The sequence below is a fragment of the Cupriavidus sp. DB3 genome, assembly GCF_020418465.1.
In the GTDB taxonomy this organism is placed as follows: domain Bacteria; phylum Pseudomonadota; class Gammaproteobacteria; order Burkholderiales; family Burkholderiaceae; genus Cupriavidus; species Cupriavidus cauae.
On record NZ_JAIZPL010000006.1, the window covers coordinates 145,884 to 163,654 of the forward strand.

20 protein-coding genes and 1 tRNA gene are annotated in these 17,771 nt (G+C 65.9%); 13 read left to right on the forward strand and 8 right to left on the reverse strand.

Translation table 11 applies throughout. The annotated features are described in order from the left end of the window. Positions 1-164 precede the first annotated feature (164 nt). From dusA to K7G19_RS19960, 3 genes are all read left to right on the forward strand, one after another. On the forward strand, positions 165-1,196 hold the full coding sequence (gene dusA, locus K7G19_RS19950) for a tRNA dihydrouridine(20/20a) synthase DusA (RefSeq protein WP_226108799.1): 1,032 nt from the start codon (positions 165-167) through the stop codon (positions 1,194-1,196). An 844-nt stretch (positions 1,197-2,040) separates the two neighbouring features. Continuing rightward, the gene (locus K7G19_RS19955) at positions 2,041-2,292 is read left to right on the forward strand and encodes a hypothetical protein (RefSeq protein ID WP_149319098.1); all 252 of its coding nucleotides are present in this window, start codon (positions 2,041-2,043) and stop codon (positions 2,290-2,292) included. A gap of 108 nt (positions 2,293-2,400) precedes the next feature. Then, positions 2,401-2,476 (forward strand) — tRNA-His (locus K7G19_RS19960). An 87-nt stretch (positions 2,477-2,563) separates the two neighbouring features. Here K7G19_RS19960 and K7G19_RS19965 read toward each other — a convergent pair. From K7G19_RS19965 to lexA, 3 genes are all read right to left on the reverse strand, one after another. After that, the gene (locus K7G19_RS19965; RefSeq protein ID WP_190286435.1) at positions 2,564-2,713 is read right to left on the reverse strand and encodes a hypothetical protein; all 150 of its coding nucleotides are present in this window, start codon (positions 2,711-2,713) and stop codon (positions 2,564-2,566) included. Between the two features lie 269 nt (positions 2,714-2,982). Beyond that, entirely contained in the window at positions 2,983-3,156 is a 174-nt protein-coding gene (locus K7G19_RS19970) for a hypothetical protein (RefSeq protein ID WP_023265037.1), read from the reverse strand. A 123-nt stretch (positions 3,157-3,279) separates the two neighbouring features. Continuing rightward, the gene (lexA, locus tag K7G19_RS19975) at positions 3,280-3,936 is read right to left on the reverse strand and encodes a transcriptional repressor LexA (protein ID WP_149319097.1); all 657 of its coding nucleotides are present in this window, start codon (positions 3,934-3,936) and stop codon (positions 3,280-3,282) included. A 268-nt stretch (positions 3,937-4,204) separates the two neighbouring features. Here lexA and K7G19_RS19980 point away from each other — a divergent pair, with 268 nt between their 5' ends. The 8 genes from K7G19_RS19980 (at position 4,205) to K7G19_RS20015 (ending at position 10,305) form a co-directional block, all read left to right on the forward strand. Next, a complete protein-coding gene (locus tag K7G19_RS19980; protein WP_226108801.1) occupies positions 4,205-5,200 on the forward strand; it encodes an asparaginase in 996 nt (331 codons plus the stop codon). A gap of 148 nt (positions 5,201-5,348) precedes the next feature. Next, positions 5,349-5,723 carry a 30S ribosomal protein S6 gene (gene rpsF / locus K7G19_RS19985; protein WP_149319095.1) on the forward strand — a complete coding sequence of 125 codons (375 nt, stop codon included), beginning with the start codon at positions 5,349-5,351 and terminating at the stop codon, positions 5,721-5,723. A 65-nt stretch (positions 5,724-5,788) separates the two neighbouring features. Beyond that, the gene (gene priB / locus K7G19_RS19990) at positions 5,789-6,088 is read left to right on the forward strand and encodes a primosomal replication protein N (protein WP_149319094.1); all 300 of its coding nucleotides are present in this window, start codon (positions 5,789-5,791) and stop codon (positions 6,086-6,088) included. Between the two features lie 3 nt (positions 6,089-6,091). Then, the gene (rpsR, locus tag K7G19_RS19995) at positions 6,092-6,370 is read left to right on the forward strand and encodes a 30S ribosomal protein S18 (RefSeq protein ID WP_006575387.1); all 279 of its coding nucleotides are present in this window, start codon (positions 6,092-6,094) and stop codon (positions 6,368-6,370) included. A 27-nt stretch (positions 6,371-6,397) separates the two neighbouring features. After that, positions 6,398-6,850 (forward strand): 50S ribosomal protein L9, encoded by a 453-nt coding sequence (rplI, locus tag K7G19_RS20000; protein ID WP_149319093.1) that lies wholly within the window; start codon positions 6,398-6,400, stop codon positions 6,848-6,850. Between the two features lie 211 nt (positions 6,851-7,061). Then, complete coding sequence (locus K7G19_RS20005; protein ID WP_149319092.1) at positions 7,062-8,453, forward strand: replicative DNA helicase; 1,392 nt, start codon at positions 7,062-7,064, stop codon at positions 8,451-8,453. Between the two features lie 193 nt (positions 8,454-8,646). Next, entirely contained in the window at positions 8,647-9,273 is a 627-nt protein-coding gene (locus K7G19_RS20010; protein WP_006575384.1) for a DUF47 domain-containing protein, read from the forward strand. 21 nt (positions 9,274-9,294) lie between these two features. Further along, positions 9,295-10,305, forward strand: coding sequence for an inorganic phosphate transporter (locus K7G19_RS20015; protein ID WP_149319091.1), 1,011 nt, complete (start codon positions 9,295-9,297; stop codon positions 10,303-10,305). A 128-nt stretch (positions 10,306-10,433) separates the two neighbouring features. Here K7G19_RS20015 and K7G19_RS20020 read toward each other — a convergent pair whose 3' ends face one another. From K7G19_RS20020 to K7G19_RS20040, 5 genes are all read right to left on the reverse strand, one after another. Then, entirely contained in the window at positions 10,434-11,180 is a 747-nt protein-coding gene (locus K7G19_RS20020) for a C40 family peptidase (RefSeq protein WP_149319090.1), read from the reverse strand. 62 nt (positions 11,181-11,242) lie between these two features. After that, on the reverse strand, positions 11,243-11,782 hold the full coding sequence (locus K7G19_RS20025; protein WP_226108803.1) for a hypothetical protein: 540 nt from the start codon (positions 11,780-11,782) through the stop codon (positions 11,243-11,245). A 17-nt stretch (positions 11,783-11,799) separates the two neighbouring features. After that, positions 11,800-13,503, reverse strand: coding sequence for a PhoH family protein (locus tag K7G19_RS20030; protein WP_149319089.1), 1,704 nt, complete (start codon positions 13,501-13,503; stop codon positions 11,800-11,802). Between the two features lie 245 nt (positions 13,504-13,748). Then, positions 13,749-14,210 carry a peroxiredoxin gene (locus K7G19_RS20035; protein WP_226108805.1) on the reverse strand — a complete coding sequence of 154 codons (462 nt, stop codon included), beginning with the start codon at positions 14,208-14,210 and terminating at the stop codon, positions 13,749-13,751. A gap of 193 nt (positions 14,211-14,403) precedes the next feature. Next, positions 14,404-14,793 carry an Mth938-like domain-containing protein gene (locus K7G19_RS20040; RefSeq protein ID WP_149319087.1) on the reverse strand — a complete coding sequence of 130 codons (390 nt, stop codon included), beginning with the start codon at positions 14,791-14,793 and terminating at the stop codon, positions 14,404-14,406. A gap of 344 nt (positions 14,794-15,137) precedes the next feature. Here K7G19_RS20040 and K7G19_RS20045 point away from each other — a divergent pair, with 344 nt between their 5' ends. Beyond that, positions 15,138-16,370 (forward strand): pyridoxal phosphate-dependent aminotransferase, encoded by a 1,233-nt coding sequence (locus K7G19_RS20045; RefSeq protein WP_149319086.1) that lies wholly within the window; start codon positions 15,138-15,140, stop codon positions 16,368-16,370. A gap of 72 nt (positions 16,371-16,442) precedes the next feature. Continuing rightward, the gene (locus K7G19_RS20050) at positions 16,443-17,753 is read left to right on the forward strand and encodes a homoserine dehydrogenase (protein WP_149319085.1); all 1,311 of its coding nucleotides are present in this window, start codon (positions 16,443-16,445) and stop codon (positions 17,751-17,753) included. Positions 17,754-17,771 lie beyond the last annotated feature (18 nt).

Sequence of the window (17,771 nt, forward strand, 5' to 3'; positions counted from 1 at the left end):
TAGGGTGACCCTTCCGCCTTACCTGCGCCCTCCACTTGCTGCCTATCTTGATGATTGAAGCCACCGATACCCCACGCCGTAGCAATTTCGTAGCAATCGTAGCGTAAACATCGGTAAAAGTGATTCAGGATCGGTAAGTGTCGGTCCAAGCAAACCAAGCTGAAATGACTGATTTTCAAGGGAAAACGGCTGCTACAAGCCATCGCCGCATCGCCGTTGCACCGATGATGGACTGGACTGACCGCCACTGCCGCACCTTCCATCGCCACCTGAGCCGCCACACCTGGTTGTACACCGAGATGGTGACGACCGGTGCGCTGCTGCATGGCGATGTCGCGCGCCATCTGGACTTCGATGCGGCCGAGCAGCCGGTCGCCCTGCAACTGGGCGGCAGCGAGCCGGCCGATCTGGCGGCCTCCGCCAGGCTGGGCGAGCGCTGGGGCTATGCCGAGATCAACCTGAATTGCGGTTGCCCGTCCGAGCGGGTCCAGCGCGGGGCGTTCGGCGCCTGCCTGATGGCCGAGCCGCAACTGGTGGCGGACTGTGTGCGCGCGATGCGCGACGCGGTGTCGGTGCCGGTCACCGTCAAGCACCGGATCGGCATCGACACGATCGAGCATTACGATTTTGTCCGCGATTTCGTCGGCACGATCGCGGAGGCGGGTTGCCAGACCTTTATCGTCCATGCGCGCAACGCGATCCTGAAAGGGCTGAGCCCGAAGGAGAACCGCGAGATTCCGCCGCTGCGCTATGAGGTGGCCTACCAGCTGAAGCGGGAATTCCCCCAGCTCGAAATCCTGATCAATGGCGGCATCACGCGCTACGACGAGATCGACGCTCACCTGCAGCATGTCGACGGCGTGATGATCGGTCGGGAGGCCTATCACCAGCCGTTCCTGCTGGCGGAGGTGGATCGCCGCTACTACGGCGATACCGCGCCGTCGCCTTCACGTCTCGACGCCGAACTGGCGATGCAGCGTTATATCGGCGATCTGGTGGAGCGGGGCGGTTATATGGGCGCGGCGACGCGGCATATGCTCGGCCTGTATCGCGGCGTGCCCGGCGGGCGGGGCTGGCGGCGTGTGCTGTCCGACGCGCGCCGGATGAATGCAATCCGCACGCGGGACGGTGTCGATGCGCTGTTCGAGGAGGCGCGTAGCCACCTGCATGCGGAGCGGCCGCTGCAGGCGGCATGATTGGCGGCCGGGAGTCCGAGTCGGGAGTCGGGAGTCGGGAGTCGGGAGTCGGGAGTCGGCAGTCGGGAGTCGGGAGTCGGCAGTCGGTGAGGGGCCGTTGCTGGAGAGGCAGTCGCTGACAGGCAGTCGCTGACCGGTAGTCCGTGACAAGGAGCCGGTGACAAGGAGCCGGTGACAAGGAGCCGGTGACCGGTACCGGTGACAGGTGATCGGCAGCCGAGCAGTCGGCGCTCGGCGGTCGAGCGGCGGTAGATGGCCGCCGCCGATTGGAGTGCAGACTCTAATTTCGAATCGGGCATGGTCCCGCACCCGCCGTGCCGCCGCGTTGCAGCCACTTTCCGCGCCAGTGCAGGCGATGGCAGGCACCAGGAAAGGGATTCCCCTAGATAGCCAAGCCGATTCCGATTTTCTTAAACTGTCTGTGCCCTCGAATACAGGGCTTTCTTCAACTGATTTTGGAGCCCGCCTAGTGCGGGCTTTTTTTGTCCTGCAGCCGGGCGTGTCCGGGGTCGGTCGCCGGTCCTTTCGTTTACCCGAATAGTGCTTGGCGGCGATGACAGTTACATTGCAATTGCCTTCAGGGCATTGAGATCGCAAGAGTTTAAGAGTCCGCCGTGTGCGGACTTTTTTTTGCACCGCATTTCCCCGCCGCTTCCGTCTTCTGCTTTCCCTTCCTCCGCCGTCCGCCCCGTTTCCCTCCCGCCTTGCCGCTGCCGGCGTGATGCCGTCGAGCAACGTCCCCGCGAATCATTCTCGTTTGCCTGCTGCAAAGAGGTGACCCCCCAACCGGGTGATGGCAAGATGTAGCCAAAAACGACAAGAAGGTCTGGCCTCGGAGGGTGGAATGGAAGAAGACGGCTTGTTTGGTGTCGCGTTCGAAGGCTTCCGCGTCGTCTGGGTGGTCGAGCGGTTGCAGAACGGTACCTGGACCGCCCGCTACTGCTGGCATCGCGGCACGGATGCGGCCGCGGCCGCGGCACTGCAGACCGATGTGCTGAACGGCAGGAGCCGAAGACTGCCTGGTACGTATCAGTCCGAGGAAGAAACGATCGAGGCGATCCGCGAGGCGATCCGCCTCGAAGCCCGCTGGTCCTGATGCGCCGTTCGACTACGCACGAAAATTTTTGTGCGTAGTACTAGCCATCGCCAAACGAAGTTTGTATAATCTTGGTTTCCGTCGAGCAGTACTGACGACGGCGCTACGGTGGCTGTAGCTCAGTTGGTAGAGTCCAGGATTGTGATTCCTGTCGTCGTGGGTTCGAGTCCCATCAGCCACCCCAAGATCCCATGCAAAACAGCCGCTCATCGAGCGGCTGTTTTGCTTTGTGGCGAGCATCATCGGGCGGGCCAGCGCCTCAAGTCGGTCCTCAAACCAGCCTTGCAGCGGCCTTGGTGATCGTCCACCCGACACCCATGCACAAGGCGATCCAACCCGCTGCGATCAGCGCCACGTCGTGCCAGTTCATGGTGCGGCGACCGGGGCGAAGCAGCTTGACGGTGTCGTCTGACGAAGGCATGGCCGTCTCCTTCGAAAAGCATGGGAACAGGCTAGGCCATGCCTCAACGAATTCACGGTCCGAGTTGTAAAGGTTTGTTGCGATGCGCGAGAGCCGTCGCTTTCGATCGGGCTGCCATATCCCGCGTCTCGCGCGGACGCGCGCGCAGGCGCTCAACGCAGTCGATCTTGTCGCTGCGATCGCACGAACGCGGCTTGCCTCGCACGTTCGAATTCACGCGCCAGACCTCCCGCGCTCAACCGCACGCGATCAACTTCACGCGTTCAACTTCACGCATTCAACTTCACCCCCGGCTGATCGAGTTCGAGCATCCGGCAGATCGCGGCCATGCTGCCGACCATGGTGCGGCGCTGCGCGCCCTGGTAGATGCGGACACCTTTGGACTGGCGGAACGGCGTGGGCTTGACGGGGTAGCGGGTCAGGGAGCGGTCGGCTTGCAGCATGGTGGTCCTCTTCGGTAAGGCGTCAGCGGAAGTCTTGCGGCAACACGGGGCCCTGCGGCTCGTGTGGCTGCATGACTGAGGTTGGCGCCAAGGCGGCGGCGCCTGCCGGATTGCTTCGTTGGGCTAGAAGCCGGACTGGCGGATCAGTCCGACGGCGATGCCTTCAAGCGAGAATTCCTCGCGTCCGGGCCGCACGATGATGTTGGCGAAGTCCGGGTTCTCGGCGATCAGCTCGATCGCGTCGCCGCGATGCTTGAGCCGTTTGACGGTCACGTCCTCGCCGATGCGTGCCACCACGATCTTGCCGTTGGCGGCATCCTGCGCGCGTTTGACCGCGAGCAGGTCGCCATCGAAGATGCCGGCGTCGCGCATGCTCATGCCGCGTACGCGCAGCAGGTAGTCGGGGCGTTCGTCGAAGACCGAGGCGTCGACCTGGTATTGCCGGTCGATATGCTCGGCCGCCAGGATCGGGCTGCCGGCGGCGACACGGCCGACCAGTGGCAGCGTCAGCTGCATCACGCCGGCCATCGGCAGCGAGAACTGGTCCGGCATTTCGGAGTCGCTGCGATTGACCTTGAGCCGGATGCCGCGCGAGGCGCCGGGCGTCAGCTCGATCACGCCCTTGCGAGCCAGCGCGCGCAGATGTTCTTCGGCCGAGTTCGGCGACGAAAAGCCGAATTCCGCAGCGATCTCGGCGCGGGTCGGCGGAATGCCGGTCTGCCGGATGGTATTGCGGATCAGGTCGAAGATCTGCTGCTGCCGGGGTGTCAGAGTCGCCATGGCTTGTCCGTGTTGTTGTATCCGGTGGCGGTCCGGCCGGTGGCGCGCGCTGCGAAGCGTGCAGGCCGTCGGTGGCCGCCATGTGCAACACTGTACGTTTGAACAGTGTGCTGTGATTTTATACAGTATCGATCGAAGTGCAAGAGGAATTTGCATCCTCGTCCACTTTCGGGGCCGGACGGTCGGGCCGCGGGGCAGGGCAAGACCGTAGGGGAGCGGGCCGTCGCGGCGGGTACAATCGCCGCCTGTTTACGGATATCTCGTGCCCATGACCTTGCCTCGCGTGATCGTTCTTGCCACTGGCGGCACCATCGCCGGTTCCTCGTCCAGCGCCGCCAGCAGCGCGCGTTATCAGGCGGCGACCGTGCCGGTGTCGGCGCTGCTCGAGGCTGTCCCGGCGCTGAAGGACGTCGCGCGGATCGAGGCGGAGCAGGTCGCGCAGATCGACAGCAAGGACATGTCGTTCGGCCTGTGGGCGCGGCTGGCGGCGCGGGTCCACCACTGGTCCACGCAGGACGACGTGGCCGGCATCGTGATCACGCACGGCACCGATTCGCTCGAAGAAACGGCGATGCTGCTGCATCTTGCCGGCGTGGCCAGCGTGCCGGTGGTGCTGACCGCGGCGATGCGGCCGGCGACCTCGCTGTCGGCCGATGGCCCCCTGAACCTGCTCGATGCCGTACGCGTCGCGGCGCATCCTGACGCGGCGGGCAAGGGCGTGCTGGTGGTCATCAATCAGGAGATTCATGCAGGACGCGACGCGGTCAAGGCGCACACCTCGGCCGTCGACGCGTTCGCCTCTCCGGGCACCGGGCCGATCGGGCTGGTGCAGGACGCGCTGGTGCGCTTCACGCGTGCGCCGCTGCGTCTGCCCCGGCAGGCCCTGCCGCTGCCGCAGGACTGGCCCGCGGTCGAGATCGTCGCCAGCTATGCGCAGCCGGGCCGCGTGGTGGTCGATGCGCTGGTCGCCAGCGGAGTGCGGGGCCTGGTGGTCGCGGCGGCCGGCAATGGATCGATCCACGAGACGCTGGTGGCAGCGCTTGCCGACGCGGCGCGCGCCGGTGTCGCGGTGGTGCGCAGCACGCGCACCGGTGCCGGTAATGTGATCGCGCCGGCGCAACCCAATCCGTCGGCGGGCGCGTTCGTATCAGCCGGCGATCTGAATCCGTACAAGGCCCGGGTCGCGCTGCTGCTGGCGCTTGGCGCCGATCCCGCGCTGGCCGGCGATCCGGTGCGTTTGCAGCAGTTCTTCGCGCTGATCTGAGGCTGGCGGCGCAAGCCGGAGCGCCGCAGATCCAGCCGGGACCTCATGCGGCTTGCCGCCGTGGCCGTTCCGGGCTATACTCGCGGGCTATTTAACCCTTGCTGCACCGGACTTGGCGCCCGGGCGGCTTATCCCAAAAGGAGCGTCAATGCGTCATTACGAAATCGTATTCATCGTCCATCCGGACCAGAGCGAGCAAGTGCCGGCCATGATCGAGCGTTACAAGACGCTGGTCACGTCGCAGAACGGCCAGGTGCACCGCGTGGAAGACTGGGGCCGTCGTCAACTGGCCTACATGATCCAGAAGCTGGCCAAGGCTCACTACGTTTGCCTGAACATCGAGTGCGGCAAGGACACGCTGGCTGAGCTCGAGCACGCGTTCAAGTTCAACGACGCCGTGCTGCGCCACCTGATCGTCCAGACGAAGAAGGCCGAGACCGGCCCGTCGCCGATGATGAAGGAAGTCCAGCGCGAAGAAGCCCGCAAGGCTTCGCAGCAAACCAGCGAAGGCCAGGCCGCCTGAGTGCGGTCTGCTGTGTGCGGTTCGCTCCGGCATGACCGGGGCGGCATGCGAGAGGCGGTGGCGCGATGAACCAGCTGAGGCTGCACGCCACCCTCGTCGAGCGCGACGCGTTGCGCTACACGCCGGCCGGCATCCCCGTCGTCAATTGCCTTCTGCAATACGGCGGCGAGGTGGTCGAAGCGCAGACGCCGCGGCAGGTCGAGTTCGCGATCGCCGCGATGGGCGTCGGTCCGGTCGGCCAGCACCTGGAGCGCACGCCGCTCGGCACGGTGCTCGACTGCGAAGGCTTTCTTGCCCGCAGGCACCGCAACAGCAAGGCTCTCGTCTTTCACATCACTGGATGTAAAGCATTCGTAAAGGATTGAACCATGGCATTCGTCAAACGTGACAACAAGAACAAGAAGCGCTTCCAGCAGCAGAACCCGCTCTTCAAGCGCAAGCGCTTCTGCCGCTTCACCGTGGCCGGCGTCGAACAGATCGACTACAAGGATCTGGACACGCTGAAGGACTTCATCGGCGACAACGGCAAGATCACGCCGGCTCGTCTGACCGGCACCAAGGCGCACTATCAGCGTCAGCTCGACACGGCAATCAAGCGCGCCCGCTTCCTGGCGCTGCTGCCGTACACCGACCTGCACAAGAACTGATCGCCTGGTCGCTAAGGAGAAAACACGATGCAAGTCATTCTGCTGGAAAAAGTCGTCAACCTGGGCAACCTGGGTGACATCGTTCGCGTCAAGGATGGTTACGCCCGTAACTTCCTGATCCCGTCCAAGCGTGCCCGCCGCGCGACGCAGACCGCCATCGCCGAGTTCGAGGCCAAGCGCGCCGAGCTGGAAAAGGCCGCCGCCGAGAAGCTGGCCGCCGCGCAAGCCGAAGGCGAGAAGCTGAGCGGCCTGACCGTCCAGATCACGCAGAAGTCGGGCGTGGACGGCCGTCTGTTCGGCTCGGTGACCAACGCCGACATCGCCGAAGCGCTGGCTGGCCAGGGCTTCAAGGTCGAGAAGGCGCAGGTTCGTCTGCCGAACGGTCCGCTGAAGATGGTCGGCGACTATCCGATCAGCGTGTCGCTGCACACGGACGTCGCGGTCGACATCACCGTCTCGGTGCTGGGCGAGCACGTCTAAGCCTGCCGGCCGCGACCGGCGCGACATCCGTTCGCGCCGCCGCGGCCCGGCCAGGCCAGCAAAAGGCAGGAGCAGGCTGACAGCCGCTTCTGCCTTTTTTCTTTGTGGCGCCCGCACGCATGCGCGTTGTGCGCGGCGCCACCATCATCGGGTCCTCCGCCGGCCGAGATTCGCTCGGCCATGCGCGGGCGGGCCGCTATAATTGCCCCCCATGAACGCGCCCGTCGCCGATCCCCAACTCGACAATCTCAAAGTCCCGCCGCATTCCATCGAGGCCGAGCAATCGGTGCTGGGTGGCCTGCTGCTGGATAACGCGGCCTGGGACCGCATCGCCGATTTCCTGTCAGAGGCGGACTTCTATCGCTTCGACCACCGGATGATCTTCCAGAGCATCGCGCGGCTGATCTCGGACACCAAGCCGGCCGACGTGATCACGGTCTACGAGATGCTGCAGGTGGCCGGCAAGGCCGAGGAGGTCGGCGGTCTCGCCTATCTGAACTCGCTGGCGCAGAACACGCCGAGCGCGGCCAATATCCGCCGCTACGCCGAAATCGTGCGCGAGCGCTCGGTGCTGCGCAAGCTGGTCACGGTGGCCGACGACATCGCGACCTCGGCCTTTGCGCCGAAGGGCCGCGAGGTGCGCGAGCTGCTGGACGAGGCCGAATCCAAGGTCTTCGCGATCGCCGAGGAAGGCTCGCGCGGGCAGAAGGGCTTCCAGGAGATCCAGCCGCTGCTGACGCAGGTGGTGGAACGGATCGACGAGCTCTATCACCGCGACACCAATACCGATGTCACCGGCGTGCCGACCGGCTTTCTCGACCTGGACCGGATGACCAGCGGCATGCAGCCGGGCGACCTGATCATCGTCGCCGGCCGTCCGTCGATGGGCAAGACCGCGTTCTCGCTGAATATCGGCGAGCACGTCGCCGTCGAGCAGGGCCTGCCGGTGGCGGTGTTCTCGATGGAAATGGCCGGCACGCAGCTGGCCATGCGTATGCTGGGCTCGGTCGGCCGCCTCGACCAGCATCGCCTGCGCACCGGCCGGCTGCTCGACGAGGACTGGCCGCGGCTGACGCATGCGATCCAGCGGATGAACGACGCGCAGCTGTTCATCGACGAGACGCCGGCGCTGAACCCGATGGAGCTGCGCGCGCGTTCGCGCCGCCTGGCGCGTCAATGTGGCCAGCTCGGCCTGATCATCATCGACTACCTGCAACTGATGTCGGGCTCGGGCGGCGGCGAGAACCGCGCCACCGAGATCTCGGAAATCTCGCGTTCGCTCAAGGGCCTGGCCAAGGAGCTCAACTGCCCGGTGATCGCGCTGTCGCAGCTGAACCGCAGCCTGGAGCAGCGTCCCAACAAGCGTCCCGTGATGTCCGACCTGCGCGAATCGGGCGCCATCGAACAGGATGCCGACGTGATCCTGTTCATCTATCGCGACGAGGTCTACAACCCGGACTCGCAGGACAAGGGCACCGCCGAAATCATCATCGGCAAGCAGCGTAACGGTCCGATCGGTACCGTGCGGCTGACCTTCCTGGGCCAGTTCACCAAGTTCGACAACTTCAGCGGCGGCCCGGCGTTCTTCGACAACGATACCTGACCGCGCGGGCGCGGCAGGCGGGTGGCGCGCTGTCGTGTTGCGCCACACAAAGCGTACGTCACGCGCCGACTACCCTGTAGAATATTGCTTTTCCGTGACAGCCGGCGGCAACGCCGGCTGTTGCGCAATCTCTCCCGCAATCCAGTCATTCCCAACGAGACGGCGCGCCAGCGCGCCGCGACAAGGAACAGCCATGTTCGGCCGATTCATGCCCACCGAGGGCAAGTTCTTCGAATACTTCAACCAGCACGCCGACTGCGCGGTCACCGCATCGCGCGAACTGGAAACGCTGATCAACGATCTCGGCAATGCCGAAGCCCACGCGCGGCGCGTGCAGGCCACCGAGAAGAAGGCGGACCGGATCACGCACGACACCATCGATCTGCTGCACAAGACCTTCATCACGCCACTCGACCGGGACGAGATCCACAAGCTGATCACGACCATGGACGACATCCTCGACCTGATGGAGGACGTGGCCGAGACCATCACGCTGTACGACGTCACCAGCCTGACCGACGAGGCCCGCAAGCTCGCCTCGATCTGCGTGCAGTGCTGCGAACTGGTCAAGATCGCGGTCGGCCTGCTCGAGGACATGGGCAACGCCAGCACGATCCTGAAGACGGCCCAGCAGATCGATCAGCTCGAATCCGAGGCTGACCGGTTGATGCGCGGGGCGATTTCCAAGCTGTTCCGCGACGAGACCGACGTCAAGCGGCTGATCAAGATGAAGGCCATCTTCGAGCAGCTCGAGACGATCACGGACAAGTGCGAGGACGTGGCCAACATCATCGAAGGCATCGTGCTGGAAAACGCCTGAGCGCGCCCACCGGAACTCCGCATGCAGACTGTACAAATGAGCTTGTGGGTGATCGTCCTGCTGGTGACGCTCGCTCTGCTGTTCGATTTCATGAACGGCTTTCACGATGCCGCGAACTCGATCGCGACCGTGGTATCGACCGGCGTGCTCAAGCCCCATCACGCAGTGGCGCTGGCCGCCGTCTGCAACGTGATCGCAATCTTCGTCTTCCATCTGAAGGTGGCGGCCACGGTCGGCACGGGCACCATCGACGTCAATATCGTCGACCACTACGTGGTCTTCGGCGCCCTGGTCGGGGCGATCGCGTGGAACCTGATCACCTGGTATTACGGCATCCCGTCCTCGTCCTCGCACGCGCTGATCGGCGGCCTGGTGGGCGCCGCGGTGGCCAAGGCGGGCACCGGCGCACTGGTCGCCAGCGGCCTGCTGAAGACCGTGGCATTCATCCTGATCTCCCCGCTGGCGGGCATGCTGCTCGGCTCGCTGCTGATGCTGGTGGTCGGCTGGACCTTCTTCCGTACGCCGCCGTCGCGCGTGGACCGCTGGTTCCGCCGCCTGCAGCTGGTGTCGGCCTCGCTCTACAGCCTGGGCCACGGCGGCAATGACGCGCAGAAGACCATCGGCATCATCTGGATGCTGCTGATCGCCAGCGGCCACGTGATGCAGAGCGACAGCGCGCCGCCGACCTGGGTCATCGTCAGCTGCTACGTCGCGATCGGCATGGGTACGCTGTTCGGCGGCTGGCGCATCGTGCGGACCATGGGCCAGAAGATCACCAAGCTCAAGCCGGTGGGCGGCTTCTGCGCAGAGACGGGCGGCGCGATCTCGCTGTTCCTCGCGTCCACGCTGGGCGTGCCGGTCTCGACCACGCATACGATCACCGGCGCCATCGTCGGTGTCGGCTCGGTGCGCAAGACCTCGGCGGTGCGCTGGGGCGTGGCCGGCAACATCGTCTGGGCCTGGGTGCTGACCATTCCGGCGTCGGCCTTCATGGCGGCGATCGCCTGGTGGATCGGGCGGCATCTGCTGTGAGGCTCGCCCGCAAGGGCAGGCGATGAAAGACAAGGCCAGGCATTTGCCTGGCCTTTGTCATTGGGGCTCCTTTTTTCGGCTGGCGCCGGTCCACCGGTTCAGTGTGCCGTGGGCCAAGGCCAAGCGGCTCAGCGATTGGCGAAGGCGGCGATGGGATCGTCGTCTTCCGGGACCGGCGCCGGGGCGGGCGCCGGCGAAGGCGCTGCGGGCGGCGGCGGGGAGACGGGCACAGCCGGCACCGCCTGCGGAACCGGCGTGCTCGGCGCGACCGGTACCGCGGCGTTGGCGATGCGCCGCGCGCCGTTGTAACGCGACGCCCAATAGGACTTGGTCATGTCCTCCAGCCGCACGGTGCCGCCGCTCGACGGCGCGTGCACGAAGCGGTTCTGACCGACGTAGATGCCGACATGCGAGTTCGCCCGCCCCGTGGTGTTGAAGAACACCAGATCGCCCGAGGCCACCTGATCGCGCGATAGCGGCGTGCCGCGCGTGCCCATCGCCTCGGTGGTGCGCGGCAGATTGACGTTGGCCGCGCGCGACACCACGTAGCGGACCAGGCCGCTGCAGTCGAAGCCGGAATCGGGCGTATTGCCGCCGTAGCGGTAGGGCGTGCCGACCAGCGACATCGCCTGGATCGAGATTTCTTCGAGGCCGGCGCTCGGCTCGACGATCGGCGCGCGCGGCGTGTTGCGGGCATGGCCGCCATGGCGCGAGGGCGGCGTGCTGGCGCAGGCCGCCAGCAGCAGGGCGAGGGCGCCCACCAGCAGCCGGCGCGTGTCAATCACCGCGGATCGAATCGACGACAGCGTCGAGGGAAGCGTCGAGGGAAGCGTCGAGGGAAGCGAAGAAGGAAGGCCGGTGCTGGTCGATCGCATGGACTGGTGGGCCAGCCGGTGCGGTCCTTCGACCGGGGCATCGCTGCGCGATGCCCGGATGGCTACCAGCGCAACTGCGCGTCGTAGGTGCCGGTGCCGACGGTCATGGACTTGGGCTGGCCGTTGTAAGTGGCGTGCACATTGTAGCGGCCCTCCGGCGCCTTGATCAGGCAGCGCGGCCCTTCGGTACGAAATCGCGCCACTTCGTGGCCTTCGCGCATCAGTCGGACCTCGACATCGGCCAGGAATTCGCCGGTCGCGCCCTGCGTAAACAGCACGCCCATGTTGAACTGCTTCTGGCGTGCGGCCAGCCGCCGTTGCTCGTCCTCGCCGACGCCGCCGCAGACATAGCTGACCGCGCCGACGGTGCGGATCACCGGCTCGTTGACCGGTGGCGCGACCACTGGCGCAGGGGCTGGCGTGGGCGGCTGAACGGATGGCGGTACCGCGCCGGGCGCCGGCGCGGTCGCGCCCGGGGGCGGCGCCGCGGCCGGTTCGGAGATGGCCTGCGCACGCAGCAGCCCCGGCGCGGTGACCGCGCTGGCCGCCATCAGGCAGGGGATCAGCGCGCCGGAGGCGCGCTGCCAGCGATCGCTTCGCATCGCTTGCCTCCGTCCGCTCACAGCACGTCCGCCGCGTGGTCGGCCAGGCGCGAACGCTCGCCGCGCGCCAGCGTGATATGGCCGCTGTGGCTCCAGCCCTTGAAGCGGTCGACCACGAAGGTCAGGCCCGACGAGCCTTCGGTCAGGTACGGCGTGTCGATCTGCGCGATATTGCCGAGGCAGACGATCTTGGTGCCAGGGCCCGCGCGCGTGACCAGCGTCTTCATCTGCTTGGGTGTCAGGTTCTGCGCCTCGTCGATGATGACGAACTTGTTGACGAAGGTGCGGCCGCGCATGAAGTTCATGCTCTTGACCTTGATGCGCGAGCGGATCAGTTCCTGCGTGGCGGCGCGCCCCCATTCGCCGGCGCTGTCGTCGCTCTTCTGCAGGACCTCGAGGTTGTCGTCGAACGCGCCCATCCACGGCTGCATCTTTTCTTCCTCGGTGCCCGGCAGGAAGCCGATGTCCTCGCCGACCGGCACGGTCGCCCGCGTGACAATGATCTCGTTGTACAGCTTCTGGTCCAGCACCTGCTCCAGCCCCGCGGCCAACGCCAGCAGCGTCTTGCCGGTGCCGGCCTGGCCCAGCAGCGTGACGAAGTCGATGTCGGGGTTCATCAGCAGGTTCAGCGCGAAGTTCTGCTCGCGGTTGCGTGCGGTCACGCTCCAGACGTTGTTCTTGTGGTGCGTGTAGTCCTTCAGCGTCTGCAGCAGCGCGGTCTTGCCGTTGATCTCCTTGACCTGCGCGTACAGCGGCAGGCTGCCGTCCATCGGTTCCAGGTAGACGAACTGGTTGACGAGGAAGGAGGGCACCAGCGGGCCGGTCAGCCGGTAGAACATCGCGCCGGTCTTCGGGTCCTGCCAGCTCTCGACGCCCTTGCCGTGCCGGGTCCAGAAATCGTTGGGCAGCACCATCACGCCCGAGTACAGCAGGTCCTTGTCCTCGAGGACCTGGTCGTTGAAATAGTCCTCGGCCGGCAGGCCCAGCGCCCGGGCCTTGATCCGCATGTTGATGTCCTTGGACACCAGCACGACGTCGCGTTCCGGATGCTGCTGCCGCAGCGCGCTGACCACCGCCAGGATCTGGTTGTCGGCCTTGCCCTCGGGCAGCCCTTCGGGCAGCTTGGTGTCGTTCAGCCGGGTCTGGAAGAACAGCGTCCCCTGCGCGTCGCGGTTGCCCAGCTTGGCCAGCGGCAGGCCTTCGTCGAGCACGCCGTCGGTGCCGGCCACCAGCGCATCGAGCGTGCGGCTGACCGCGCGCGCGTTGCGCGCGACTTCGCTCATGCCCTTCTTGTGGTTGTCCAGCTCCTCGAGCGTCATCATCGGCAGATAGATGTCGTGCTCCTCGAAGCGGAACAGCGAGCTCGGATCGTGCATCAGCACATTGGTGTCGAGCACAAACAGCTTGGCGGGGCCGGTGTCCTTGCGCTGCCGGCGGCTGGTGGTGCCGGTGCTGGTCTTGACCAGCGACACGGGCGAGGCCGGCGTCGTCGACACCGGGGCGCTCGGCACGTCTTTCGCGCGGGCGCGCGTGCCGGCGGCACGGGCCTCCACCGCGGGCGCGGCGGCTTCGCTGGGTCCGCTTTCAAGCAGGGCCACGCGTTCCAAGGCCGGAACGGGCTTTCTTGCCTGCGTCGCGGACTTCGGCAACCTTGCAACCGGAGCGAACTCGCTCGGGTCCAGCAGTTGTGCAGGCTTGGCGGGCATGGTCGGCAGCGGCATGCTGGGCGTTCCTTTCAGGGGGAGGGGAAAACGGGCGGGGCCGCGCACAGACGAAAAAGCCGCCGGGCCCGTTGAGCGGGCGAGGCGGCTTGTCTTGTGCGGGCGGACGGCACGGCAGTTCCGCTACCGGCCCTGGGCATCGTGCGCCTGGGCCGGAGGGGAGAAGCAGCGTGGCAACCAGAATCTGAACTCATTACGGGGCAATGTATCCGAACGATTTCCGTTTGGCAATTGCCCTGTGAAGGTCACATCGCGCGCACCAGTTCGAGCACTTCGTCGACGTGGCTGGGCACCTTGATGCCGCGCAGTTCATGGCGCAGCTTGCCCTTGCCGTCGATCACGAAGGTGCTGCGCTCGATGCCGCGCACTTCCTTGCCATAGAGTTTTTTTATCTTGATGACGTCGAACAGTTGGCACAGCGCTTCGTCGGCATCGGAGATCAGTTCGAAGGGAAGCTCCAGCTTGGCCTTGAAGTTCTCGTGCGATTTCATGCTGTCGCGCGAGATGCCGAACACCACCGCGCCGGCGGCCTCGAAGGCCTCGTGCTGGTCGCGGAAGTCCATCGCCTCGTTGGTGCAGCCGGGGGTGTTGTCCTTCGGATAGAAGTACAGCACCACCGTCTTGCCGCGGTAGTCGGCGAGGCGGAAGGTGCCGCCGGTGGCCGGTGCGCTGAAATCGGGAACGGCCTGGTTGAGACACACTGTCATTCTTATGGCTCCTGGAGGAAGCGGCGCTGGGGAAATCGGCTCGCCGGGGACCGGCCCCGCGCCGGCTCGGGCGAGGGGCGGTCGCGGCGGGCGGGGATCGCGGGCGTGGCCGTGCTCACGGCAAATGAGGGCGCGTCGGCATAGTTCAAGCGTGGCGTCGGGCAGACATCGGCCGACCGCAGGGACGGCCGCTTCAGCCGCCCGCGGCCGCGTCTTCGAGCAGCAGCACCGCCGCCACCTTGCGGCCCTCGGCCATCAGGATGTTGTAGGTGCGGCAGGCCGCCGGCATGTCCATCGCATCGACGCCGATATGGCGGCGGGACAGGGCCGCGGTCAGGCGCGGATGCGGAAAGCGCAGGCGGTCGCCGGTGCCGAGCAGCACCACCTCGGGGGCATGGTCCAGCAGGCCCTCGAACTGGTCCGCGGCCAGGTCCTCGAAGCGCTGGACGGGCCAGGGCCGTACCTCGCCCTCGGGCATCACCAGCACCGACATGGTGTAGCGCACCTTGTTGATCTCGATATAGCCCGGGCCATACGCCGTGACGGTGTTCATGGCGTTGGGCTGGTCGGCATGGAGTTTCACGGGGGAACCTTGTGGGGAAACTGGTCGGGGAGTTGGGCGGAGAACTTGTCGGGGAGCTTGTCGGAGAACTTGTCGCAGAACCGGCGCCGGGAAGGCGCGGACCGGGGCGGTGGCGAGCGCGGTCCGGCCGCGCTGCATCGCAAGATCCCTGCCGAAGTCTGTCATAATCCGCTAAATTATAGCCTTTGCCTTCCTGCCGGCCGCGCTGCCCTCGCATCGCCCCGCAGTGCAGCGAAGCGCGCTCCGGACGACCCCCTGTTTTACGCAGATTCCCTGTTCGCCGCCGCACGAACCGGCGGCCCCATGCTCCCTTTGTCCCTGCCAGACTCCTGCCCGACCACGCCGTGAAACCGATCCAGAAATCCAACAAGCTGAACAACGTCTGCTACGACATCCGCGGCCCGGTGCTGGAGAAGGCCAAGCAGATGGAGGAAGAGGGGCACAAGATCATCAAGCTCAATATCGGCAACCTGGCCGTGTTCGGCTTCGATGCGCCGGAGGAGATCCAGCAGGACATGATGCGCAACCTGCCGAACTCGGCGGGCTACTCGGATTCGAAGGGCATCTTCGCCGCGCGCAAGGCGATCATGCACTACACCCAGCAGAAGAACATCCACGGCGTCGGCCTGGAAGACATCTATGTCGGCAACGGCGCGTCCGAGCTGATCGTGATGTCGATGAACGCGCTGCTGAACAACGGCGACGAGGTGCTGGTGCCCACGCCGGACTACCCGCTGTGGACGGCCGCGGTCAGCCTGTCGGGCGGCACCCCGGTGCACTACCTGTGCGACGAGGCCAACGACTGGATGCCGGACCTGGACGACATCCGCGCGAAGATCACGCCGAACACCAAGGCCATCGTCGTGATCAACCCGAACAACCCGACCGGGGCGCTGTACTCGGACGAGCTGCTGCGCGAGATCGTCGCGATCGCGCGCCAGCACGGGCTGATCATCTTCGCCGACGAGATCTACGACAAGGTGCTGTACGACGGCCATACGCACACCTCGATCGCCGCGCTGTCGACCGACGTGCTGACGGTGACCTTCAATGGCCTGTCGAAGAACTACCGCTCGTGCGGCTACCGCGCCGGCTGGATGGTGGTGTCGGGCGACAAGCGGCCCGCGCACGACTATATCGAGGGCCTGAACATGCTGTCCTCGATGCGGCTGTGCGCCAACGTGCCGGGCCAGTGGGCGATCCAGACCGCGCTCGGCGGCTACCAGAGCATCAACGACCTGGTGGCCGAGGGCGGCCGCCTGCGCCGCCAGCGCGACCTGGCCTACGAGCTGATCACGCAGATCCCGGGCATTACCTGCGTCAAGCCGAAGGCGGCGCTGTACCTGTTCCCGAAGCTCGACCTGTCGATGTATCCGATCCAGGATGACCAGGAATTCATCTACGAGCTGCTGCAGGAATCGAAGGTGCTGCTGGTGCAGGGCAGCGGCTTCAACTGGGCCAAGCCGGACCATTTCCGCATCGTGTTCCTGCCGCACGAAGAAGACCTGCGCGAGGCGATCGGCCGCGTCGGGCGCTTCCTCGAGTCCTATCGAAAACGACACGGCGCGACGGCCTGACTCCGGCCGCGGCCGGCTCCGAACGCACGCACCGTCGCGCTCCCCCATTTGCAAACTGGAATCTGATTGACCATGAACCCCATCAAAGTAGGCCTGCTCGGCATCGGTACCGTCGGTAGCGGCACGTTCGACGTGCTCAAGCGCAACCAGGAGGAGATCCGCCGCCGCGCGGGCCGCGGCATCGAGATTACGATGGTGGCCGACCTGAACACCGAGCGCGCACGCGAGCTGACCGGTGGGCAGGTCGAGGTGGTGGCCGATGCGCGGGAGGTGGTGAGCCATCCCGACATCGACATCGTGGTCGAACTGATCGGCGGCTACGGCATCGCCCGCGAGCTGGTGCTGCAGGCGATCGCCAACGGCAAGCATGTGGTGACCGCCAACAAGGCGCTGCTGGCGGTGCACGGCAACGAGATCTTCGAGGCCGCGCGCAGCAAGGGCGTGATGGTCGCGTTCGAGGCCGCGGTGGCCGGCGGCATCCCCATCATCAAGGCGCTGCGCGAGGGCCTGAGCGCCAACCGCATCCAGTGGATCGCCGGCATCATCAACGGCACCACCAACTTCATCCTGTCGGAGATGCGCGACAAGGGCCTGGACTTCGACACCGTGCTGAAGGAGGCCCAGCAGCTGGGCTATGCCGAGGCCGATCCGACCTTCGACATCGAGGGCATCGACGCCGCGCACAAGATCACGCTGATGAGCGCGATCGCCTTCGGCATGCCGGTGCAGTTCGACAAGACCCACGTCGAGGGCATCACGCGCCTGTCCGCGATCGACATCCAGTACGCCGAGGAACTGGGCTACCGCATCAAGCTGCTGGGCCTGACCCGCCGCCGCGAGGACGGTATCGAGCTGCGCGTCCATCCGACGCTGGTGCCGGCCTCGCGCCTGATCGCCAACGTCGAGGGCGCGATGAACGCGGTGCTGGTGCAGGGCGATGCAGTCGGCGCCACGCTGTACTACGGCAAGGGCGCCGGCGCCGAGCCGACCGCCTCGGCGGTGATCGCCGACCTGGTCGACGTGACCCGGCTGCATACCGCAGATCCGGAGCACCGCGTGCCGCATCTGGCGTTCCAGCCGGACGAGCTGTCCAGCGTGCCGGTGCTGCCGATCGAGGAAGTCACCAGCAGCTACTATCTACGCATGCGCGTGTCGGACCAGACCGGCGTGCTGGCCGATATCACCCGCATCCTGGCCGATTCCGGCATCTCGATCGACGCGATGCTGCAGAAGGAGTCTCGCGAGGGCGAGCCGCAGACCGATATCATCATGCTGTCGCACCTGGCCCGCGAGAAGCAGGTCAATGCCGCCATCGCCAGGATCGAGGCGCTGCCGACGGTGCTTTCGGGCGTCACCCGCCTGCGCATGGAAGAACTGAACTGAAGCCTTGCCGATGGCCGC

What these genes read in the sequence shown, in the direction of transcription:
- priB (WP_149319094.1), top strand. Translation starts at nt 5,789, where the DNA reads ATGAACCAGCTGAGGCTGCACGCCACCCTCGTCGAGCGCGACGCGTTG.
- lexA (WP_149319097.1), bottom strand. Translation starts at nt 3,936, where the DNA reads ATGGCGACTCTGACACCCCGGCAGCAGCAGATCTTCGACCTGATCCGC.
- K7G19_RS20020 (WP_149319090.1), bottom strand. Translation starts at nt 11,180, where the DNA reads ATGCGATCGACCAGCACCGGCCTTCCTTCTTCGCTTCCCTCGACGCTT.
- rpsR (WP_006575387.1), top strand. Translation starts at nt 6,092, where the DNA reads ATGGCATTCGTCAAACGTGACAACAAGAACAAGAAGCGCTTCCAGCAG.
- K7G19_RS19955 (WP_149319098.1), top strand. Translation starts at nt 2,041, where the DNA reads ATGGAAGAAGACGGCTTGTTTGGTGTCGCGTTCGAAGGCTTCCGCGTC.
- K7G19_RS20005 (WP_149319092.1), top strand. Translation starts at nt 7,062, where the DNA reads ATGAACGCGCCCGTCGCCGATCCCCAACTCGACAATCTCAAAGTCCCG.
- K7G19_RS20025 (WP_226108803.1), bottom strand. Translation starts at nt 11,782, where the DNA reads ATGCGAAGCGATCGCTGGCAGCGCGCCTCCGGCGCGCTGATCCCCTGC.
- K7G19_RS19980 (WP_226108801.1), top strand. Translation starts at nt 4,205, where the DNA reads ATGACCTTGCCTCGCGTGATCGTTCTTGCCACTGGCGGCACCATCGCC.
- K7G19_RS20035 (WP_226108805.1), bottom strand. Translation starts at nt 14,210, where the DNA reads ATGACAGTGTGTCTCAACCAGGCCGTTCCCGATTTCAGCGCACCGGCC.
- rpsF (WP_149319095.1), top strand. Translation starts at nt 5,349, where the DNA reads ATGCGTCATTACGAAATCGTATTCATCGTCCATCCGGACCAGAGCGAG.
- K7G19_RS20050 (WP_149319085.1), top strand. Translation starts at nt 16,443, where the DNA reads ATGAACCCCATCAAAGTAGGCCTGCTCGGCATCGGTACCGTCGGTAGC.
- K7G19_RS20015 (WP_149319091.1), top strand. Translation starts at nt 9,295, where the DNA reads ATGCAGACTGTACAAATGAGCTTGTGGGTGATCGTCCTGCTGGTGACG.
- K7G19_RS20030 (WP_149319089.1), bottom strand. Translation starts at nt 13,503, where the DNA reads ATGCCGCTGCCGACCATGCCCGCCAAGCCTGCACAACTGCTGGACCCG.
- K7G19_RS20010 (WP_006575384.1), top strand. Translation starts at nt 8,647, where the DNA reads ATGTTCGGCCGATTCATGCCCACCGAGGGCAAGTTCTTCGAATACTTC.
- K7G19_RS19965 (WP_190286435.1), bottom strand. Translation starts at nt 2,713, where the DNA reads ATGCCTTCGTCAGACGACACCGTCAAGCTGCTTCGCCCCGGTCGCCGC.
- K7G19_RS19970 (WP_023265037.1), bottom strand. Translation starts at nt 3,156, where the DNA reads ATGCTGCAAGCCGACCGCTCCCTGACCCGCTACCCCGTCAAGCCCACG.
- rplI (WP_149319093.1), top strand. Translation starts at nt 6,398, where the DNA reads ATGCAAGTCATTCTGCTGGAAAAAGTCGTCAACCTGGGCAACCTGGGT.
- dusA (WP_226108799.1), top strand. Translation starts at nt 165, where the DNA reads ATGACTGATTTTCAAGGGAAAACGGCTGCTACAAGCCATCGCCGCATC.